This is a genomic window from Rhodococcus sp. P4_E4 (genome assembly GCF_056401575.1).
The window spans coordinates 443,261-462,449 of record NZ_JBFUJB010000001.1 but is presented as its reverse complement, the minus strand read 5'-3'; the positions used below and the strand labels follow the sequence as shown (position 1 = coordinate 462,449).

At 62.4% G+C, this 19,189-nt stretch carries 21 protein-coding genes; 14 read left to right on the top strand and 7 right to left on the bottom strand.

Annotation, left to right across the window (positions count from 1 at the left end):
* Positions 1-31 precede the first annotated feature (31 nt).
* Genes AC1DVN_RS02250 through AC1DVN_RS02225 form a run of 6 tightly spaced genes read left to right on the top strand, consistent with a single transcriptional unit; the run spans position 32 to position 5,696 of the window.
* A complete protein-coding gene (locus AC1DVN_RS02250) occupies positions 32-1,198 on the top strand; it encodes an acyl-CoA dehydrogenase family protein (RefSeq protein ID WP_020970792.1) in 1,167 nt (388 codons plus the stop codon).
* Complete coding sequence (locus AC1DVN_RS02245; RefSeq protein WP_477993297.1) at positions 1,195-2,142, top strand: bifunctional MaoC family dehydratase N-terminal/OB-fold nucleic acid binding domain-containing protein; 948 nt, start codon at positions 1,195-1,197, stop codon at positions 2,140-2,142. The genes AC1DVN_RS02250 and AC1DVN_RS02245 overlap by 4 nt, the downstream gene beginning before the upstream one ends.
* Positions 2,142-3,257, top strand: a complete 1,116-nt coding sequence (locus AC1DVN_RS02240) for an acyl-CoA dehydrogenase family protein (RefSeq protein ID WP_021345543.1) — start codon at positions 2,142-2,144, stop codon at positions 3,255-3,257. Before AC1DVN_RS02245 ends, AC1DVN_RS02240 begins: the two co-directional genes overlap by 1 nt.
* Positions 3,254-3,682: a MaoC family dehydratase gene (locus AC1DVN_RS02235; RefSeq protein ID WP_020909133.1), complete on the top strand. Its 429-nt coding sequence runs from the start codon at positions 3,254-3,256 to the stop codon at positions 3,680-3,682. The genes AC1DVN_RS02240 and AC1DVN_RS02235 overlap by 4 nt, the downstream gene beginning before the upstream one ends.
* On the top strand, positions 3,682-4,860 hold the full coding sequence (locus AC1DVN_RS02230) for a lipid-transfer protein (protein WP_020909132.1): 1,179 nt from the start codon (positions 3,682-3,684) through the stop codon (positions 4,858-4,860). Before AC1DVN_RS02235 ends, AC1DVN_RS02230 begins: the two co-directional genes overlap by 1 nt.
* Before the next feature lie 14 nt (positions 4,861-4,874).
* Positions 4,875-5,696, top strand: a complete 822-nt coding sequence (locus AC1DVN_RS02225) for a MaoC/PaaZ C-terminal domain-containing protein (RefSeq protein ID WP_477993295.1) — start codon at positions 4,875-4,877, stop codon at positions 5,694-5,696.
* Between the two features lie 111 nt (positions 5,697-5,807).
* Here the strand turns inward: AC1DVN_RS02225 and AC1DVN_RS02220 are convergent, their stop codons facing one another.
* Positions 5,808-6,584: an SDR family oxidoreductase gene (locus tag AC1DVN_RS02220; protein ID WP_003940546.1), complete on the bottom strand. Its 777-nt coding sequence runs from the start codon at positions 6,582-6,584 to the stop codon at positions 5,808-5,810.
* Positions 6,585-6,782: 198 nt separating this feature from the next.
* On the opposite strand from AC1DVN_RS02220, the gene AC1DVN_RS02215 reads away from it, so the two are divergent.
* Positions 6,783-7,544, top strand: a complete 762-nt coding sequence (locus AC1DVN_RS02215; RefSeq protein ID WP_477993293.1) for an SDR family NAD(P)-dependent oxidoreductase — start codon at positions 6,783-6,785, stop codon at positions 7,542-7,544.
* A gap of 15 nt (positions 7,545-7,559) precedes the next feature.
* Here the strand turns inward: AC1DVN_RS02215 and AC1DVN_RS02210 are convergent, their stop codons facing one another.
* Genes AC1DVN_RS02210 through AC1DVN_RS02200 form a run of 3 tightly spaced genes read right to left on the bottom strand, consistent with a single transcriptional unit; the run spans position 7,560 to position 8,720 of the window.
* Positions 7,560-7,904, bottom strand: coding sequence for an SDR family NAD(P)-dependent oxidoreductase (locus AC1DVN_RS02210; protein ID WP_019745294.1), 345 nt, complete (start codon positions 7,902-7,904; stop codon positions 7,560-7,562).
* Position 7,905: 1 nt separating this feature from the next.
* A complete protein-coding gene (locus AC1DVN_RS02205) occupies positions 7,906-8,085 on the bottom strand; it encodes an SDR family NAD(P)-dependent oxidoreductase (protein WP_020909129.1) in 180 nt (59 codons plus the stop codon).
* Entirely contained in the window at positions 8,082-8,720 is a 639-nt protein-coding gene (locus AC1DVN_RS02200; protein ID WP_021345538.1) for a hypothetical protein, read from the bottom strand. The genes AC1DVN_RS02205 and AC1DVN_RS02200 overlap by 4 nt, the downstream gene beginning before the upstream one ends.
* 188 nt (positions 8,721-8,908) lie before the next feature.
* Between AC1DVN_RS02200 and AC1DVN_RS02195 the strand changes: the two genes are divergently transcribed.
* From AC1DVN_RS02195 to AC1DVN_RS02175, 5 genes are all read left to right on the top strand, one after another.
* Entirely contained in the window at positions 8,909-9,808 is a 900-nt protein-coding gene (locus AC1DVN_RS02195) for a LysR family transcriptional regulator (RefSeq protein WP_020970785.1), read from the top strand.
* Positions 9,809-9,892: 84 nt separating this feature from the next.
* Positions 9,893-10,924 (top strand): hypothetical protein, encoded by a 1,032-nt coding sequence (locus tag AC1DVN_RS02190; protein ID WP_477993290.1) that lies wholly within the window; start codon positions 9,893-9,895, stop codon positions 10,922-10,924.
* A gap of 5 nt (positions 10,925-10,929) precedes the next feature.
* Positions 10,930-11,916 (top strand): hypothetical protein, encoded by a 987-nt coding sequence (locus tag AC1DVN_RS02185; protein ID WP_477993288.1) that lies wholly within the window; start codon positions 10,930-10,932, stop codon positions 11,914-11,916.
* Positions 11,917-11,925: 9 nt separating this feature from the next.
* Positions 11,926-13,215, top strand: a complete 1,290-nt coding sequence (locus tag AC1DVN_RS02180) for an adenylosuccinate synthetase (RefSeq protein WP_477993286.1) — start codon at positions 11,926-11,928, stop codon at positions 13,213-13,215.
* On the top strand, positions 13,212-13,862 hold the full coding sequence (locus AC1DVN_RS02175; protein WP_020909123.1) for an NUDIX hydrolase: 651 nt from the start codon (positions 13,212-13,214) through the stop codon (positions 13,860-13,862). The genes AC1DVN_RS02180 and AC1DVN_RS02175 overlap by 4 nt, the downstream gene beginning before the upstream one ends.
* 6 nt (positions 13,863-13,868) lie before the next feature.
* On the opposite strand, the gene hppD is transcribed toward AC1DVN_RS02175, so the two are convergent.
* Positions 13,869-15,074, bottom strand: a complete 1,206-nt coding sequence (gene hppD, locus AC1DVN_RS02170) for a 4-hydroxyphenylpyruvate dioxygenase (RefSeq protein WP_477993282.1) — start codon at positions 15,072-15,074, stop codon at positions 13,869-13,871.
* 195 nt (positions 15,075-15,269) lie between these two features.
* Between hppD and AC1DVN_RS02165 the strand changes: the two genes are divergently transcribed.
* Positions 15,270-15,782 carry an Lrp/AsnC family transcriptional regulator gene (locus AC1DVN_RS02165; RefSeq protein ID WP_003939810.1) on the top strand — a complete coding sequence of 171 codons (513 nt, stop codon included), beginning with the start codon at positions 15,270-15,272 and terminating at the stop codon, positions 15,780-15,782.
* Here AC1DVN_RS02165 and AC1DVN_RS02160 read toward each other — a convergent pair.
* On the bottom strand, positions 15,770-17,314 hold the full coding sequence (locus AC1DVN_RS02160; RefSeq protein WP_019745285.1) for an MFS transporter: 1,545 nt from the start codon (positions 17,312-17,314) through the stop codon (positions 15,770-15,772). The two genes, AC1DVN_RS02165 and AC1DVN_RS02160, sit on opposite strands and share 13 nt — an antisense overlap.
* A 56-nt stretch (positions 17,315-17,370) precedes the next feature.
* Between AC1DVN_RS02160 and AC1DVN_RS02155 the strand changes: the two genes are divergently transcribed.
* On the top strand, positions 17,371-18,021 hold the full coding sequence (locus AC1DVN_RS02155) for a TetR/AcrR family transcriptional regulator (protein ID WP_477993280.1): 651 nt from the start codon (positions 17,371-17,373) through the stop codon (positions 18,019-18,021).
* 4 nt (positions 18,022-18,025) lie between these two features.
* On the opposite strand, the gene AC1DVN_RS02150 is transcribed toward AC1DVN_RS02155, so the two are convergent.
* Positions 18,026-19,126 carry an adenylate/guanylate cyclase domain-containing protein gene (locus tag AC1DVN_RS02150; protein ID WP_020970778.1) on the bottom strand — a complete coding sequence of 367 codons (1,101 nt, stop codon included), beginning with the start codon at positions 19,124-19,126 and terminating at the stop codon, positions 18,026-18,028.
* Between the last annotated feature and the right edge of the window lie 63 nt (positions 19,127-19,189).

Sequence of the window (19,189 nt, the reverse complement as noted above, 5' to 3'; positions counted from 1 at the left end):
GCCAGCCATGAATGCCATAGGAGAAACAGCGATGGATCTGAGGGAATCGCCCGAGCAGCAGGAGCTCCGCAAGGAGTTGCGCGCGTACTTCGCGGCGCTGCTGCCGGAAGAGAAGCGTCGCGCGGCCGGCGAGCAAGGTGTGGGCGGCGAGTACTTCCGCGAGATCGTGAAGTTGCTGGGTAAGGACGGCTGGCTCGGCATCGGTTGGCCCAAGGAATTCGGTGGACAGGGCCGCTCCATCGAAGAACAGTTCGTGTTCTTCGACGAGGTTCAGCGCGCGGGATTGCCGTTCCCCTTCGTGACGGTCAATACCGTCGGACCGACGTTGATGAAGTACGGCACCGAAGAGCAGAAGGAACGATTCCTGCCCGGCATTCTTGCCGGCGACATCGTCTTCGCCATCGGCTACACCGAGCCCGAGGCCGGCACCGACCTCGCATCACTCAAGACTCGTGCGGTTCTCGACGGTGACGAGTGGATCGTCGACGGCAACAAGATCTTCACCAGTGGCGCAAACACTGCCGACTACGTGTGGCTGGCCTGCCGCACCGACGCGGACGCCCCCAAGCACAAGGGCATCTCGATCCTGATCGTCCCCACGGAGGACGCAGGCTTCGAGTGGTCACCGATCAACACCGTCGGCGGTTTGATGGTGACGTCGACGTACTACTCCGGCATTCGTGTTCCGTCGAAGGACGTTGTCGGCGAGGTCAACGGCGGCTGGCAGCTCATCACGGCTCAGCTCAATCACGAGCGAATCGGCTTGGCGGCCATCGGTGGTCGCACTTACGGTCTGTGGAACCTGGTTCTGGACTGGGCCAAGGAAAACGGTGCCATCAACATCCCGTGGGTGCAGCAGGACTTCGCTCGTACACACGCCAAGCTCGAGGCCATGCGACTGCTGAACTGGAAGATGACGGCAGCCGTCGCACAGGACACGCTCTCCGGAGCCGACGCCGGCGCTACCAAGACGTACGGGACCGAGACTCACGTCGACGTCTACCGCACCCTGCTCGGAATTCTCGGCTCCGCCGGACGCATCCGCCCCGAGTCTCCGGGCGCTTTGCTTGCCGGTCAGATCGAGCAGATCTCCCGTCAGGGTGTTGTCAATACCTTCGGCGGCGGCGTCAACGAGGTTCTGCGTGACATGGTCGGCACCATCGGCTTGGGACTCGTTCGCGAAAAGAGGGTCAAGTGAGCGACATTTCGGCGCAACTCGACGCTTTTGTCGGCCAGACGCTTGTTCCCACCACCTGGGGACCCGACGAGGTCAACATCCCCATGATCCGGCATTGGGTCGAGACCATGGGCGATACCAACCCCGTCTACCTCGACGACGAAGCTGCCCGCGCCACCGGCCGTGACGGCGTCGTCGCTCCCGCTCAGATGCTTCAGGTTTGGATCATGCGGACGTTCACCGACAAGATGGCGGGCAACGACCCGTCACAGGTGTGGACCGATCTGATCGCCACCCTCGACGCTGCGGGCTACAGTTCCGTCGTCGCCACCGATTCCGATCAGGAGTTCTTCGCCGAACTGCGCCCAGGCGATCGCGTGAACTACACCGAGGTCATCGAGTCGATTTCCCCTGAAAAGAAGACCGGACTCGGCGTCGGACACTTCGTGACGACGCTCAAGACGTACCGCAACGGCGACGACGAAGTTGTCGGCACCCAGCGGTGGCGGACACTGCGATTCAAGCCGCAGGAAGCCAAGGCCCCGGAGGCTCCGCGCGCATTGCGTCCGCGTCCGGCTCTCAACGCGGACAATGCTTTCTGGTTCGAAGCGGCCAAGGAGCACCGTCTGGTGATCCAGCGCTGCACGTCCTGCAAGACGTTGCGTCATCCCACCGGCCCGATGTGCGGCGAGTGCCAGTCACTCGAGTGGGACACGATCGACGCGTCGGGGCGTGGCACGGTGTACAGCTTCGTGGTCAATCATCACCCCAAGATCGACGCGTTCGACTATCCGCTCATCGTTGCGGTAATCGAACTCGAAGAGGGAACCCGATTGATCGCCAACATGGTGGGTATCGCGCCCGAAGATGTCGTGGTCGACATGCCCGTGGAACTTGACTGGATCGACGCCGACCCGGATTTGACGCTTCCTGCGTTCCGGCCGGCCGCACGCGAGGAGCACTGATGGACTTCAATTTCAGCGAAGAGCAGGACGCGATTCGCTCACTGGCCGACGAGGTCTTCACCAGCAAGGCAACGATCGAGCGCACCAAGGAGATCGAACTCTCCGCCGAGCGTGTCGACCGTGAACTGTGGCGAGAACTCGCGACCACCGGCCTGCTCGGTATCGCCCTGCCCGAGGAGTTCGGCGGCGGCGGACTCGGCTTGTCCGAGCTGTACGCACTGCTGGAGGAGCAGGGCCGTCACGTTGCGGCCGTGCCGATCTGGGAAACGACCCTTGCGGCATTGGCTGTCAATGAATTCGGCTCCGATTCCCTTCGTGCCGAGCTCCTTCCGAGTGTTGCCGACGGCAGTCGATTCCTGACCGTCGGTCTCGAAGAGTTCGGTCCGTACACGGGCGGCGACCCACTGACCACGGCCGAGCAGGACGCCGACGGCAACTGGACCGTGACGGGTGAGAAGGCAGTAGTGCCGATGACTCACGTCGCAAACCTTGCTCTCGTTTCGGCAACCGCTTCCACCGGTACGGCACTGCTGCTTGTGGATCTGAGCGCCGAAGGAGTGACGCTCGAACAGACACAGTCCACCAACTGGGAGATCTGTGCCAACGTCACCTTTGCCGGTGCCCCCGCGCAGCTGATCGGTGCGGCCGATGGTACGACGGTTCCGTGGCTGATCGACCGAGTTGAACTGGCGTTGGCCGCAATTCAATGGGGTGTCGGCTCGGGTGCAGTCGCGCAGGCTGTCACGTACCTGAACGGCCGCAAGCAGTTCGGCCGTCCGCTGGCGACCTTCCAGGCCGTCAATCATCAACTCGCTGACTGCTACATCGATCTCGAAGCGATGAGGGTGACACTGTGGCAGGCCGCCTGGCGTATCTCCGAGGGATTGGATCTCGGCACCTCGGTACTGGTCGCCAAGTGGTGGGCAACCGACGGCGGACAGCGCGTCGTGCATCGCACCACGCATGTCCACGGCGGTATGGGCGTCGACACCGACTACCCGGTTCACCGTCACCTCTTGTGGGGCAAGCAGATTGCTGCCACCCTCGGCGGTTCCAGCTCCGATCTCGCGCGTCTGGGTGCGCAGCTCGCATCCGGTGTGGAGGTGCTCGCATGACCGTACTTGCCGGTCGCAGTTACGCAGACGTCGTTGTCGGAGAGGCATTGCCCGAGTTGGCGATCCCGTTGACCCGCACGTTGATCGTCGCCACCGCAATCGCCACCCGCGATTTCCAGGACGTGCACCACGATCCGAGCCTGGCCCAGGAGCGCGGCTCCAAGGACGTCTTCATGAACATCCTCACGAGCAACGGTCTTGTCGGACGATACGTCACGGACTGGGCCGGATCTGCATCGACCCTGCGCCGCATCGCCATTCGTCTCGGGGCGCCCAACTACCCGGGTGACACCATGACGATGACCGGTGAGGTCGTGTCCAAGGAAGACGGAGTGGTCGTGGTCAAGGTGCAGGGTGCAAACAGCCTCGGCAACCATGCATCCGGCACCGTCGCAGTCGCTTTCAAGGAAGAGGAGAGGCTCTGATGGCGATCAGCCCGCTCTCGGGAGCCGCCGCCATCGTCGGCATCGGATCCACCGAGTTCTCCAAGAACTCCGGCCGCACCGAACTGCAGTTGGCGTGTGAGGCCATCGTCGCGGCACTCGCTGACGCCGGTATCGATCCGTCCGAGGTCGACGGTCTGTCCACCTACACGTCGGAGACGAACGGCGAAGCCATTGTGGCTCGCAACTGTGGCCTCGGCGAGCTGAAGTTCTTCTCGCGCATTCACTACGGCGGCGGCGCCGCGTGTGCCACCGTGCAGCAGGCGGCCATGGCAGTTGCGACGGGTGTTGCCGACGTCGTGGTTTGTTACCGCGCCTTCAACGAGCGCTCCGGTGTGCGCTACGGCCTTGGGCAGCACGATCGACCCATGGACAGCACCGCGGATCGCGCGGCATATGCGTGGATGACTCCGCAGGGATTGTCGACTCCCGCTCAGTGGGTCGCCATGTTCGCCCGCCGCTACATGCACCAGTACGGTGCGACGAGTGAGGACTTCGGACGAGTTGCAGTGGTGGCGCGCAAGCATGCCGCCAACAACCCGGCTGCCTGGTTCTACGAGCGTCCGATCACACTCGAGGACCATCAGAACTCGCGCTGGATCGCCGAGCCTCTGCACCTGCTCGACTGCTGCCAGGAAACCGACGGCGGCCAGGCATTGGTCATCGTCTCTGCCGAGCGTGCAAAGGATCTGGCCAACAAGCCCGTCATCATCAAGGGCGCCGCTCAGGGCAGTAGCAAGGATCAGCACATGATGACCAGCTACTACCGTCCTGACATCTCGGGTATCCCGGAGATGGGCCTGGTTGCTCGTCAGTTGTACGGCCAGAGCGGCCTGACCCCTGATGACATCAACGCCGCGATTCTGTACGACCACTTCACCCCGTTGGTGCTTCCGCAGCTCGAAGAACTGGGCTTCTGCAAGCCAGGCGAAGCCAAGGACTTCATTCGCGAAGGCAACCTCGAGATCGGTGGACGCTTGCCGTCCAACACTCACGGTGGTCAGGTCGGCGAGGCATACCTGCACGGCGTCAACGGAATTGCCGAAGGTGTGCGACTGGTCCGAGGAACGTCGACCAATCAGCCCGATGGCGTCGAAAACGTCTTGGTCACAGCCGGAACGGCAGTGCCCACCAGCGGTCTCGTTCTAGGCGCTGTTTAAGAGAGGAAATGACAGTGACAACTTCGGAAGCTGCGAAGACCGCCGGCGATTGGCGCGGAGCCGATCTCGGCACCCGCACCGTGGCGTACACCGAGCGCGACGCGATCTTGTACGCACTCGCCGTGGGCGCCAAGGCAACCGAACTGGACCTCGTCTTCGAGGATCAGCTTCGGGTACTGCCGACTTTTGCTCTGACGCTGGCACAGTGGGCTCCCGACGCTCTGGGTTCGGCGGGCGCCTTCGACACCTCGACGGCACTGCACGGCTCGCAAGAGTTGAAAGTGCTTGCTCCGCTTCCGCGTAGCGGTGAGGTGACGTTGAAGGCTTCGGTCGGCGAGGTGTGGGACAAGGGTGCTGCGGCCGTTTTCGAAGTGAAGGTGGAGTGCGAATACTTCGTCGCGACCTGGTCACTTTTTGCTCCCGGTGCCGGCGGATTCGGCGGAGAACGTGGACCCTCACGTCCGGCGGAGCCGACCGGTGAGCCTTCGCTGACCGGTGTGCTGACCACAGCGGAGAACCAGACGGCGATGTACCGGCTCCTGGGCGACAAGCACCACATCCACATCGATCCCGAGGCTGCGGCGCGGATCAACCAGCCGCGTCCGATCATGCACGGGCTGTGCACGTTGGCCGCCAGCACACTCGAGCTTGCTCGGGTCGCCGGAGTGCATCCGGCTGATCTTGTCAGTCTCGAGGGCCGATTCGCTGCGGCGATCCATCCGGGTGAGTCGCCGTCCATCGTTGCGTGGGGAACTCCCGACGACCTGGCCTTCCAGGTCACCAAGGGTGATCAGGTAGCGATTTCCGGTGCACGAGTGAGCTTCTCCGCTCGCTAGTCCCTCCAGGCTCAACTGCGGGGTGCTTGACCCCTTGTCGCGCCCCGCAGTTGTTTGCACGAAGAAGCAGCCCCTGAGCGAATTCGCTCAGGGGCTGCTCTGTGCTTGTGTTCAGTCCTGATGGGTCGCCATGTAGCGAGCCGGGTATTCACCGCCGCCGTGAACGGCGATGTCGGCGCCGTTGACGTACGAGGAGAGTGGGCTCGCCAGGAACAGGCAGGAGTTGGCGATATCGGCCGGGACGGCCATGCGCTCCATCGGAATGGTCCTGGTGACCGCCGCGCCGCCGTCGGCGCCGTAGACCTCGGCGGCAGCCTCGGTACGGATCAGGCCGGTGGTGATGTGGTTGATCCGGACCTTCGGCGCCCATTCGAGGGCCAATGCCTTGGTCAGAACGAGGAGGCCGGCCTTGGCTGCGCTGTACGCCGCGGTTCCGGGCTGCGGATCGATTGCCGAGACACTGCCGATGTTGATGATGGCACCGCCGTCGTCCTGAGTCTGCATCACTGCGTTGGCGGCCTGGGCAACGTTGAAGGGTGCCAACAGGTTCAGGGCCACGATCTTCTCGACGAAGCGGGGTGACACCGTCGCAGCATCGGCATCGGGGGAGCCGCCGGCGTTGTTGACCAGGACGTCCAGACGGCCGAAGCGCTCGACGGCATCCTGGACGAGGGCTGCGGCGTCGGCGGGATCGCGGACGTCCGTGGCGCGAAAGGCTGCGCTACGGCCGTCGGCGGTGGGTAGGTTTTCGGGCTCGTTACGGCCACAGACCAGCACGTTCGCACCCGCGGCGAGGAAGGTTTCGGCGATGACATAGCCGATGCCTTTGGTGCCGCCGGTGACGATCACCGAGCGTCCGCTGAAATCGACGGGGTTGGGCAGTGTCACGGTGGAGCCTTCCTGGTGCGGTGCCGAGCTGAATTGCCGCCCAATGTGATTGACGCGACGTGGTCGCACACCTTAGGGTCAAGCAAGTGCTTGGTTGTTTTGTAGGTCGAGTGTAGACGACAAACGGCGGCAGTCACCAGAATCGACCGGTCCTTCCCGCAAAGGGACCTCTGCGTCGACAGACATTGGAGTAGTCACATGGGCAACCTCGAAGGCAAAGTTGCACTCATCACGGGTGCGGGTCAGGGAATCGGGCAGGGGATTGCCCTGGCCTTGGCCAAAGAGGGCGCCGTGATCGCCGTTGCCGGTCGCACCGAATCCAAGTTGCACACCACCTGCGGACTACTCGCTGACATCGGTGCGCGCGGTGAGGCCGTGGTTTGTGACGTCAGCAAGAAGGACGACATCACGGCGGCCGTGGACCGAACCGTCGAACTGTTCGGCGGAATCGACATCCTGGTCAACAACGCCAACGACTGCAAGCCAGGCCCGCTCTTGAGCGTGCTGGACGAAGACTTCGAGCGTTCTTTCGCGACGGGCCCACTCGCCACCCTGCGCATGATGCAGGCGTCGTACCCGCACATGAACAGTCGTGGCGGTGGCGTCATCATCAACATGGTCACCTCGGCAGCCGTGCGCTGGGATGCGAGTAACTACGGCGCTTACGGTTCCATCAAGGAAGGCATGCGCTCGTTGACCCGCGCTGCCGCCTGCGAATGGGGCAAGGACAACATCCGCGTTCTCAACGTCGCCCCGCACGCCAAGACCCCCGCGTTGCAGTGGTGGATGGACAAGAATCCGGAAGAGGCGGCGGCTTTTGTCGCGGGTATCCCGCTGGGACGCGTCGGAGATCCCGAGACCGACATCGGTCGTGCCGTCGTCTTCCTCGTCAGTGAAGACGCCGGTTACCTGACGGGTGCCACGATCCCGCTCGACGGCGGTCAGTCGCGCTGGGGCTGACCGCCATCGACTCGATCAGGTCATCACGGCGCCGCCGTCGACGGCAATCGTCTGCCCGGTGACGTTGCGAGCCTTGTCGCTGAGCAAGAACGCGACCATCTCGGCGATGTCTCCGGGCGTCTGGGCTCGACCCATCGGAACCATTTGGGCAACAAAAGAATCGAAGACATCAGCATCGGAAACGCCCGCTAGTGCAGCATCGCGCCGACGCAGTTCCTTGATGGTTCGCAGCCACATGTCGGTGAGGATCAGCCCGGGCATGACCGTGTTCGAACGGAGCCCTCGAGTCGCGCCGATCCGGGCGACGCTGTGACTCATCTCGATCACGGCGGCCTTCGACGGTCCGTAGTGCGCGAGCATGTCACCGCCCAAGCGGGCACCGATCGACGCCAAGGCTTTCCAGGCGTGCTGCGGTGTCGGCGAGTGCAGCCTCTTCGATGTCGAGTAGAAGCAGGGTGCCGAAGTCCTCGGCAAGCCGCTCGGCAATAGCGGCGCCCAACCCGGCCGCTGCGCCGGTGACAATGGCTACGGGCGCGCTCACGGCAGGTGCGTTTCGAGCAGTGGGGCAAGCAGTTCGGCTGCGCGCGCTGCCGTGATGACCTCGCTCGGGTCCACCTTGGTGACGACTTTCGAAGCAGAATCTTCGTAGACGTGCTCACCGATGAGTCGGCCCTGCTCGTCGTACGGCCAGACGAATGCCAAGGTCCGACGCACGAGATACCAACCGTCGGAGTCGATGCCCGACGACTGTTCGGGGGCTGCGGACGTGGATCCGCCCGATTCGTGCACCGCGCCGAACACCCCGTCTCCGAGGATCGATCCAGGAACGAATTGACTGAAGAGTGTCTCACCCGAGAACCCGCTGTCCGATACCGCGAAGTCGGACTTCCCGGTCCACATGACAAGGGTGTCCGTCTCGGCGAGTGACTGGTAGAAGTTGGTGACGGCGTCCATGCCGTCGAGGACAATCGACTGGCCGTCTTCGAACAACCGGTAGACGGGTTCTTCGACGGTCATGTCCGGCGAGAGGATTTCCTTGTAGCGGCCGGAGACCTCGAGCAACGCGTGGCGTCGGTAGTTACGGAGGATCTTCTGGTGCCGCGGATTGTCGATGGTTTCCAATTGCTTTTCGACGCCATCCATCATGTGGACGAATTCGTGCTCGTACTTGCTCATCACATCTCCTGGTTTCGCAGATTCGGCGGGCTGTCCGGATCTGCGACAACTGTGACCTGGCGAGGCATTCGCTGTACATGTAGATCTTCGTTCGAGAATTGCCAGTTTGCTTAACTCCGCTGTTCAGATACCGTGATGGTCGTCACTTTAAGTCGAGCGGCGGGCCGAAAACAACCGAATGGACGGTAATGAAGAAGGCGAGAAGAGGCGAAGATCTGAATCTGCGTTTGGTGTCCTCGTTGCTCGTCGTCGTGGCGGAAGGGCACTTCGGGCGAGCGGCAGACCGGCTGTTCGTCACCGCGCCCGCCCTCAGTCAGCAGATTCGTCGACTCGAGGAGCAGGTGGGAGTCGAGTTGGTCGATCGCAGTTCGCATCCGGTGGTGCTCACCGCCGCGGGTGAGGTGTTCGTCGCGGATGCGCGGCCCGCTCTCGAGTTTGCCGTTCGCGCGATGAACGGTCTCGACGCACTCGAGCGTCGGCGGGCCAGGCGGTTGCGGATCGGATTCATCAACGGGGCTGCCGGGAGTTTGGGGCGTGCGGTGATCGATTCGTTGCATGCGGAGGTGGAGCTCGTCCAGTTGGATTGGTCCCAACAGGTTTCGGCGGTGGCGAGCGCGACCGTCGACGCGGCATTCGTGCGACCGCCGCTGCCGGTGCTCGACGGTGTGGTGCTCGAACGGATAGGCGTCGAACCGCGGGTGGTGGCTCTGCCTCGAGGGCACCAACTGGCGGGTCGCGCGAGCATCGAGATTTCTGAAATAGATGGGACTGTGCAGGTTTCGAGTGACGGCGCACCACCCGAATGGGTGAAATGGTGGTCGGTGGACCCGCGCCCGAGTGGTGTACCCGTCCGGTACGGTCCCTCGGTCCGCACGATGGACGAAGCGCTCGAGGTTGTCGCCAACGGTCGGGCGGTGGTGATAACGGCAGCAACCATTGCCGAGTACTACACCCGCTCGGATATCAGTTTCGTGCGCATTTCCGACATCGAGCAGTGTTCGATCGATCTGTGTACCCGCGAGGGCGACAGCAGTCCGGCAGTGATCGAGCTACGCAAAGCTGTTTCAGCCCTCGGTGCCGCCAGGTGATTGCCGTGTCCTGATGTGATGCGCATGTACTCGGATGTAATACGCATTCTTGCCGTCTTCGTTTTAGTCAGTTAGACTAAAACTATGAAAACGATCAGCACGGCACTTGAAATCGTCGAGGCGGCACGAGTTTCGGCCGATGTGTTCGGGGGAGACTCCAGCGATCTCGACACCCGTCGCGCTGCAAAGCGTCGTTTTCATCGGCTCGCCTCCGCCATCCATCCGGACCGGGCGAAGCCCGAAGATCGGGTGCGATACTCGGCCGCAACATCTCGGTTGAACGAGCTTTACCGCAGTTGGGCAGCGGAGTTCGAACCGGCAGATTCTCGACCCGTTTATGTCGGCGAGCGGGGCGAGTACACGTTGGGTGGACTGGTAGCGCGCGGCTCGGTCGCTAACCTGTACCGGTCCGATGCCGGTGTCGTACTGAAGATTCCGCGAAACCCTCGGGCGAACTCGATGATCGAGGCCGAACGGAATGTGTTGACGGACATCGAGAATTCGTGCGAAGCCGGTTGGGCAGTCTCGTACTTCCCGCGATTGATCGATCAAATCACCCATGTCGGCAGCGGCACGAGACGTCAGATCGATGTGCTGGACGATCTGACCGAAGGTTTTGTGAGTCTCGCCGACGTCCGTGAGGCGTATCCAGGTGGCCTCGATCCACGGGACTGGGCGTGGATGCACCGACGGCTACTTCGGGCTCTGGCAGCAGCGCATACGACTGGTTGGGTGCACACCGCGATTACCGCGGAGAACGTGCTTATCGAGCCTGACCGGCACGGGGTGGTGCTGGTCGGCTGGTCCTTTGCCACCCGTACGGGCAGCCGCCCGGTGGCGACGATCGGTTCCGATCGTGATTCGTACCCACCGGAACTCGGCGAAGAAGCGTCTCCGGCCTGGGACGTCTACATGGCTCATCATTTGATGCTCCGAATGCTGGGCGAGCAGGCCCACGAACGGATGAAGGCGTTTGCCGACGGCTGCATGCAGGACAACCCGAGATTGCGTCCCGACGCGGTCGACCTACTTGGCGAGTTCGACGAACTCCTCGATCTTCTCTATGGCCAGCGGACATTTCGTCCGTTCGCCGTTCCATCCACGAAAGGACAGTGATTGTCATGGGCTACGGATACTGGGACGACAACACCTATTTGGCGGGCAAGACTTTTCGTGCCGCACGCGGTGTCGACGATTTCGGTTACACCGATTCGCTTCGGTCGCGTCCGCGAAGCAGTTGGAAAGCGGACCCGACCCTCGACCCCTTCGGCGTCGACAAGCGTGAATGCCGAGACTCGGACGGGCACCCCGATTCTCTCCCGATAGCAGTGCTTTTCGATGTCACCGGCTCGATGGGCGCTGTTCCTCGAATCATGCAGGACAAGCTCGGAAAGCTGCACGGGCTACTGCAACGCAAGGGATATGCGGATGATCCGCAGATCCTGTTCGGTGGTATCGGCGACGCCGATTCCGATCAGGTGCCACTACAAGTCGGTCAGTTCGAGTCGGGTAACGCGATGGACGAGCAGCTTCGGACGATCTTCCTCGAGGGCAACGGTGGTGGACAGAAGTCGGAAAGCTATGAATTGGCAGCATATTTCATAGCACGTCACACCAGTACGGATGCCTGGGAGAAGCGTGGAAGGAAAGGCTACCTCTTCATCATCGGTGACGAGCTGAACAAGCCGCGGCTCTCGGCTCGTCACATCCGTTCGGTGATCGGGGACAAGGTACGTCAGGACGTATCGGTTCCGTCGATCTACCGTGAACTCGAAGAAAGATGGAATGTCTACTTCGTTCTGCCCGATCAGTCGTCGTACTTCAACGATCCGGAAATCGCGGATCACTGGAAGACGTTGCTCGGTGAACGCTTCGTCAAACTCGACGATCCCGCCGCGGTGTGCGAACTGATCGCGCTGACGGTCGGAATCGGCGAGGACCGCATCGACCTGCGTGACGGACTGGCGGATCTCCGCGACATCGGTTCAAGAGCTGAAGCCGAGACTGTCGGCAAGGCTCTCGCTCTGATTCCAAGGCGCAGCACCGCGACGGTGGCCGGGTTGCCCCACGATCTCGGAACCGGCACGGACGATGTCGATTTCGCCTAGAAGGAGAACATGATGGAGCCGTTCGAAGACCGCGATATCGTCGTCGTAGACCTCGGGTTCGGAGATGCAGGGAAGGGGGCAACCGTCGATTGGCTTTGCTCCGATCGAGCCGATCTGGATGTGGCCGCAGTGGTCCGCTTCAACGGTGGGGCACAGGCAGCGCACAACGTGACGGTCGGCGAGCGCCACCACACGTTTTCGCAGTTCGGCTCGGGAACGCTGTCCGGCGTCCCGACGTTTCTCTCGAGATTCGTGTTGGTCGAACCCATCGCGCTCGCACGGGAAGCACGTGCACTGGAAGCGCTCGGAGTTCGAAATCCGTTCGACCTGATACGGATCGACGCGCGCGCACTGTTGACGACACCGATCCACGTGGCCGCCAACAGGGCCCGTGAGGATGCTCGCGGCGGTAACCGACACGGCTCGTGTGGCAAGGGGATCGGTGAGACCGCGGCGTATGCGCTCGAAGTTGCCGATGCGCCGACGGTGGGAGACTGCCGGCGACCTGAGTCCTTGCGTCGTAAGTTGTCGGCGTTGGCCACATTCTACGGACCGTTGATCGCGGAGAGTCGCCACGGTTTTCCGCCGATCGACGACATGGTCGACATGTACGCGGAATTCGGTGCCGTCGTGGACATCTCCGACCCGGATGCGCTGGGCGCGTTGGGTGCCGGTGGTCGTCTGGTGTTCGAGGGGGCACAAGGTGTCCTTCTCGACGAATGGCGGGGGTTTCACCCACACACCACGTGGTCGACGGTCGAGCCGTCCAACGCGCGAGCGATGATCGACGAGTTGGGCCGGGACAGTTACGTACTCGGCGTCACCCGCACGTACATGACACGACACGGAGCTGGGCCGTTCCCGACGGAGGATCCGGAGCTGGCGAAGGTGTTGCCCGAGCTGCACAACGGGACGGGTGAGTATCAAGGCGGATTCCGGACGGGTCACTTCGACGAGTTGTTGTTGCACTACGCAATCGAGGTGAGCGGTGGCGTCGACGGCTTAGCGCTTACTCATCTCGACGCGATGGATCGCGCGCGGGCTGCAGGCATCCCGATCCACGGGGTGCACGCGTACGAAGGATTGCCGTTCGTTCCCGTCGGAGAGTGGAAGGATCTCGATCACCAGCAGGCGCTGACAGATTCCCTGAAAGCCGTAGGGGTCGTGCCCAAGGAACTTCCGGCCGACCCGGAGGATTTCGCCCGGTATCTGAGCGAGGAAATGGGTGCGCCGGTAGTGCTGACCGCGAACGGTGCCGACCGGGTCGATCGTCAGGTGCGATGCCCAGTGCCTGCATGATGGACGGTGTGGACCAGTCACTTGTCTCGATCGATGTCATCGCGCTCCGGTTCGGCAATCCGGAACCCGGGATGTTGCGATTTGCCGTCACTCCGCGGCAAGCGGAGCCGTACACCGGGCAGTTGGCGCTGCCCGGTGTACTGCTGGGCGCCGGTGAGCGGTTGCAGGACGCCGCCAGGCGAGCCGTGACCACCAAGCTCGGAATTCCCGACGAGAAGATCCTCGTCAGCGGTCAATTGACCGTGTTCGACGAACCCAATCGCGACCCCCGCGGTCCGACGCTCTCGGTGACCATGTGGGCAGTGATCTCGTCGGACGAGGTGCCGGGTTCGGCCGAATGGGTGAGCTGGGACAACCCGGGAGACCTTGCGTTCGACCACAATCGGATAGTCGCCGATACCCGCCCGATCCTTGCTGACACCCTGTTGTGGCGAGATCAGGCTTTCACGCGTGCACTACTGGGTCCGTCGTTTCCGGCGTCGTACGCGCTGGCCGTGGCGGAGGAGCTTTCCGGTGTGCGTCCGGACCCGGGCAACTTGAACCGGACGCTCAAAGCGTTGCCAGGGCTGGAACGTACGGACGAACGAGTCCGGGTCAGTGCCACCGGGCGACCCGCGGTGGTCTGGGCGTGGACCGAAAACAGCTGACCTGCCTCAGAAGTTGCCCCGCGCGGCCTGCTCACGCTCGATCGCTTCGAACAGGGCTTTGAAGTTTCCCAGTCCGAATCCCAGTGAGCCGTGGCGTTCGATGATCTCGAAGAACACGGTGGGACGATCTCCGATCGGCTTGGTGAAGATCTGAAGAAGATAGCCGTCCTCGTCGCGGTCGACGAGGATGCCTCGCTTCTGCAATTCCTCGATCGGAACTCGAACCTCTCCGATACGCGCGCGCAGTTCGGGATCCTCGTAATACGAAGCAGGAGTGGAGAGAAACTCGATTCCTTCGTCGACCAGAGCGTCGACTGCTCCGAGGATGTCGTTGGTCGCAAGTGCGAGATGCTGAGCGCCGGGACCTTGGTAGAACTCGAGGTACTCGTCGATCTGTGACCGCTTCTTCGCGATGGCAGGTTCGTTGAGTGGGAACTTGACTCGGTGATTGCCGCTCGAGACGACCTTGCTCATCAGCGCGGAGTAGTCGGTGGCTATGTCGCCGCCCACGAACTCGGCCATGTTGGTGAATCCCATGACCCGGTTGTAGAAGCCGACCCACTGGTCCATCTTGCCGAGTTCGACATTGCCGACGACGTGGTCGAGGGCCTGAAAGATTCGCTTGGGCGCGCCGTCACGCTTGCGGTACGACGACGTCCGTTCGACGTATCCGGGAAGGTAAGGGCCGGTGTAGCGGGAACGGTCGACGAGGGTGTGCCGAGTCTCGCCGTACGTCGCGATGCTGGCCAGGCGAACGGTGCCGTGCTCGTCGGTGACGTCGTGCGGTTCGCTCAACACCGTCGCGCCTTGGGTGATGGCGTGTGCGATGCACTTGTCCACGTCAGGGACGCTGAGCGCGATGTCGCGGATACCGTCGCCGTGACGGCTGTGATGTTCGATCAGCGGACTTGCCGGATCCACAGCGCCCTTGACGACAAACCGCACGGCCCCGCTTTTGAGTACAAACGCGTGGTGGTCGCGGTTTCCCGTCGACGGGCCTGAATAGGCCACCAATTCCATGCCGAACGCGGACTGGAAGAAATGTGAAGTCTGCGTGGCATTTCCGACGATCCATTCGAGGCCGTCCCAACCGCTCACGGGGAAGGGATCGTGATCGCTGTCGTACTCGACCAAGCCGACCAACTGGCGCAATTGCTCCAGATCCAGGCCGGCCAGCTGTTCGTCGTCGGTGAGAGTCTGTTCGACGGTCATGATGAGTCCCCTCTGAGTGCGATGTACACAGCGCGGTGCTCGAGTTATGTTCGGCACTGCCAGTACAAACAGATAAGTCCTTCAGAGGTTGGGTAGTCAACGGAGGTAGTTGAAAGTAGACACAGCGCCGGAATGCGAAGATGGTGGCACTGTTTTGTAGGCAATTTGCATAGTTGAACGACGGGTGGAGCGGACGTGAATCTCGACGCAGTGGATCTGGCTCTGTTGGACGCGATGAACAAGCACCCGAGGGCCGGTGCGTTGGAGCTTTCGCGTCAGGTCAAGGTGGCGCGGGCGACAGTGCAGGCGAGATTGAAAAGGATGGAAGATGCGGGCGTCATCGCCGGATACGCGCCACACATCAATTTGGCTGCAGCGGGTTTCGGAGTACAAGCATTCGTGACTTTGCAGATCGCCCAGGGGGCGCTCGACACCGTCACCGCGGAACTCGAGGCAATCCCCGGTGTGCTCGAAGCCTTTGCCACCACAGGCTCCGGCGACGTGCTGTGCCGGATTGCCGCTGCGTCGCACGAGGATTTGCAAGCGACGCTGCTCGAACTGAATCGGTCGGGGATAGCCACCCGGTCGACCAGCGTCATGGTTCTCTCGGTTGTGGTGCCGCTCCGGTCGATGCCCCTCCTGCAGACTCTGCAATCGGAGCAGACGACCAAGGCCCCGGCATACCGACGAGGCGGTCAGTCTCGCTGACGACCCGGAGCCCAGAATCCCAGAACGATCGCGGATACCCACATGATCGCGGCGAGCGTGAGTGCTCCTTGATCCATGCCTTTGATGAAGGCTTCACGGGCGAATTCGGCCAACTGGGCACCCTGCGGTCCGGCTGCTTCGGCGACATGGAGAGCGGCGGCCAGAGAACCGGATACCGGTTCCTTGGCGGGTTCGGGCAGCAAGTCGACCGCGGGCTGGACGTGATTGCCATAGCCGGCGGCGAGGATACTTCCCGCCAGTGCAACGCCGATGGCAGAGCCGATCTCACGGGTTGCGTCGTTGACTGCTGAGGCAACACCCTGTTTGGAGTCTGGTGCGTTGGAGACGATCGCAGCAGTGGCGGGGGTTGTCGACAAGCCCAATCCGATAGCGGCTACTACCAAGGGGACACAGACCTCGGCGTAGGTCGAACTGGCGTCCAAGCGCGTCAAGAGTGCAATTCCGGTTCCGAGGAAGGCAACACCGGTGGCGGTGAGAGCGCGAAGGCCGATACGCGGAATCAGTAGGGGCGCAACCACGGACAACGCCATCACTGGCACAGCGATCGGCATGAGGGCGAGCGCCGATTGCAGTGGGGAGTAGTCGAGCACCAGTTGGAGATACTGCACGATCAGGAAGAACAAGCCGAAAGTCGCCAGGAATTGCAGGGTCAGTGACGCTGCGCCGCTGCCGAATGCGCGATTGGCGAACAGTCTCACGTCCAGAAGTGGATGGCGAGTACGTAATTCGACCCAGCTGAATACCGCGGCCATGGCAATTCCGCCGACCAGCAACGCGAGAACTACCGGATCGAGCCAACCACGGGCCGGCGCCTCGATCATCCCCAGGACGAACAGTCCGATCGAGCCGGCGATCAGCGCTGTACCAGGTAGATCGAGTGGAGTTGCCTCCGTGTCCTTCGACGTCACGATCGTGAACGACACCACGAGGATGAGGACCGAGACGACGGCCAGGCTGACGAAAATCGAATGCCAGGACCATTTTTCGAGGAGTAGCCCGGAGACGACGAGTCCGGCGATTGCACCGGACCCTGCGACGCCGGACCAGACTCCGACGGCACGGGCACGCTGCGCCGGCGGGAAACCTGCAGTGAGTAGAGACAGCGTCGCCGGCATGACAAATGCGGCGCCGACGCCGGAGATCACGCGGGAGACGATGATCCACGACGGTTCGTCCGCGAAGACCGGAATCGACGAGCCGGCAGCAAAAACGAGTAGTCCGAACATGAGCAGTTCTCGTCGACCGTATCGATCGCCGAGTGCGCCCGCCGGCAACAAGAGACAAGCCAGCGTGAGCGTGTACCCGTCCACGATCCACGTGAGCTGGCTCTGTGTTGCACCGGTATCGCGGGCCAAGTCGGGAAGGGCCGTGTTGAGAGCGGCCATCGCTGCGACGACCAGCGCGACGGCGCAGCACGCGACCGTCAGCATCCAGATCTGTCGGATGGTCCACGTGGACTGTTCGAGCGTCGTATCGCTACTCACGAAACCTCCCGATAGAAACAAGACCATCAGTATCGTTACAAGAACAGAAGTTCCACAACCCCCAAGTGGGTATAACTGAGGTTGTGACGGCGGGAATCGACAAGCAGGAAATCGACAAGCAGGTCAGCGACGAGGATCCGCGTAAACAGCGTTCCAGGTCCAGGTTGCTCGACGCGGCGACCAAGCTGCTGGCAGAAGGCGGCGTGGACGCGGTGACGATCGATGCCGTCACCAAATTGGCCAACGTCGCACGTGCGACGTTGTATCGGCATTTCGACAGCGGCACGGAGTTACTCGCCGCGGCATTTGCTCGCCTCTTACCGCCGGTGCCCGAGATGTCCGGGGAAGGTGACCTCCGCGCGCAATTGCTCGAGTTGTTGACCAGTCAGGGCAAGGCCATCGAAAGCGCACCGATCCAGGTGACGGCCATGTGCTGGCTCGGCTTGGGGCCGGAGCTGAAGGGTTACTCGAGCGTCGACGCCCTGTCGACGGACAAGCCCGAATTGCGATCGTTGCGCCAGACGGTCTTCGAGCAGTACCGTCACGCGTTCGATCGGATCCTGCGCTCGCCGGATGCGATCGAAGCGTTGGGGGAGTACGACTACGACGTCGCACTTGCTCAGTTGGTCGGACCTTTGGTGCTCACCAAGCTGGCCACGCTGACGCCTCTCGGGGAGGCCGCGTGTGAGCAGATCGTGGACGATTTTCTGGCTGCACGCGGAGTGTCGAGCTGACAGCTCACGGCTCCAGATTGCGTCGTAGCACGTACTGCTCGAGGCGGTCGATGCCGCGCACTCGTCGCGGACGAAGGTGTCGCAGTTTGAAATTGGCGTCCGAGCCGAGCTGGGTGGCCAGCTCGGAGTCGATCAGCACGGTGCCGGGGCGAGCGGAGCTGGTCAGGCGCGCGGCCTTGTTGACCACCGAACCGTAGAGATCTCCGAAGCGAACCAACGTCGGACCCATGGCCAGACCTACCCGAAGCTGTGGATCGTCGTGATCGGCGAGGACCGCCTGCTGGATCTGCAAGGCGATCTCGGCGGCGTGGTGGGGGCTCTCGGCGGCAAACATGACCTCGTCACCGACGGTCTTGACCACCCAGCCGTAGTTGCGTCCGATGATTTCGGTGGACGCGGACTCGAACCGCTCGAGCAGATCGTTGAGTTCGGCGGAGTCGAGGCCGCGAGTCAGCGAGGTGTACCCGACGATGTCGGCGAAACCCACGACCAGAACGCGACTCGCGACTTCTTCGCCCGGGTTTCCCACGTTGCGGCCCGTCGACGACGCGACGTGACGCTTCCATACGTACGTCTGCAGAGATTCGACAGCGGGAATGATCTCGGCGCCGAGGCTCAGGACGACATTTCTGATGGCGTCGGGTTCGTGATCCACCGAGTCCGCAAGCTGATCGATGATGTGTGTGCTGATCAGCGATACCTGCCACTCCGCCAACCTCGACATCGACTGTCCGAGAGAACGGGCAGCTGCCACCTCACTGTTCTGCGAGATGACGCCTCGATTGACCATGTCGGTGATGGTCTTGAGGGCGTCGGCGTCTTGCTGCGTGAACATGACCGCGTCGGGATCCTCGTCGACGGCAAAGCCCATCGCCACCCACAGACGATCGGCGCGCTCGCGTGTCACCCCGGCGAAATCCGCGATCTGCGACTGTGTGAAGCAGCGCGGTCCGCCGAGGAGGGACTCCTCGATGTCGGCTTGAATCCGGCTGAGCAGATGAGCATCGACGTCGATCGGCTCAGCAGCGTGAGATTCAGCAGCGTTAGATTCAGCAGGGGCGGGTTCGGTGACCTCGTCGATCCACTCTGACTCCGAACTGCTCACCGTGCTCCTTCTTGCCGCAACGAATTTCTGTCCACCATCTTCCACGCGGTGCCCCGAGAACAG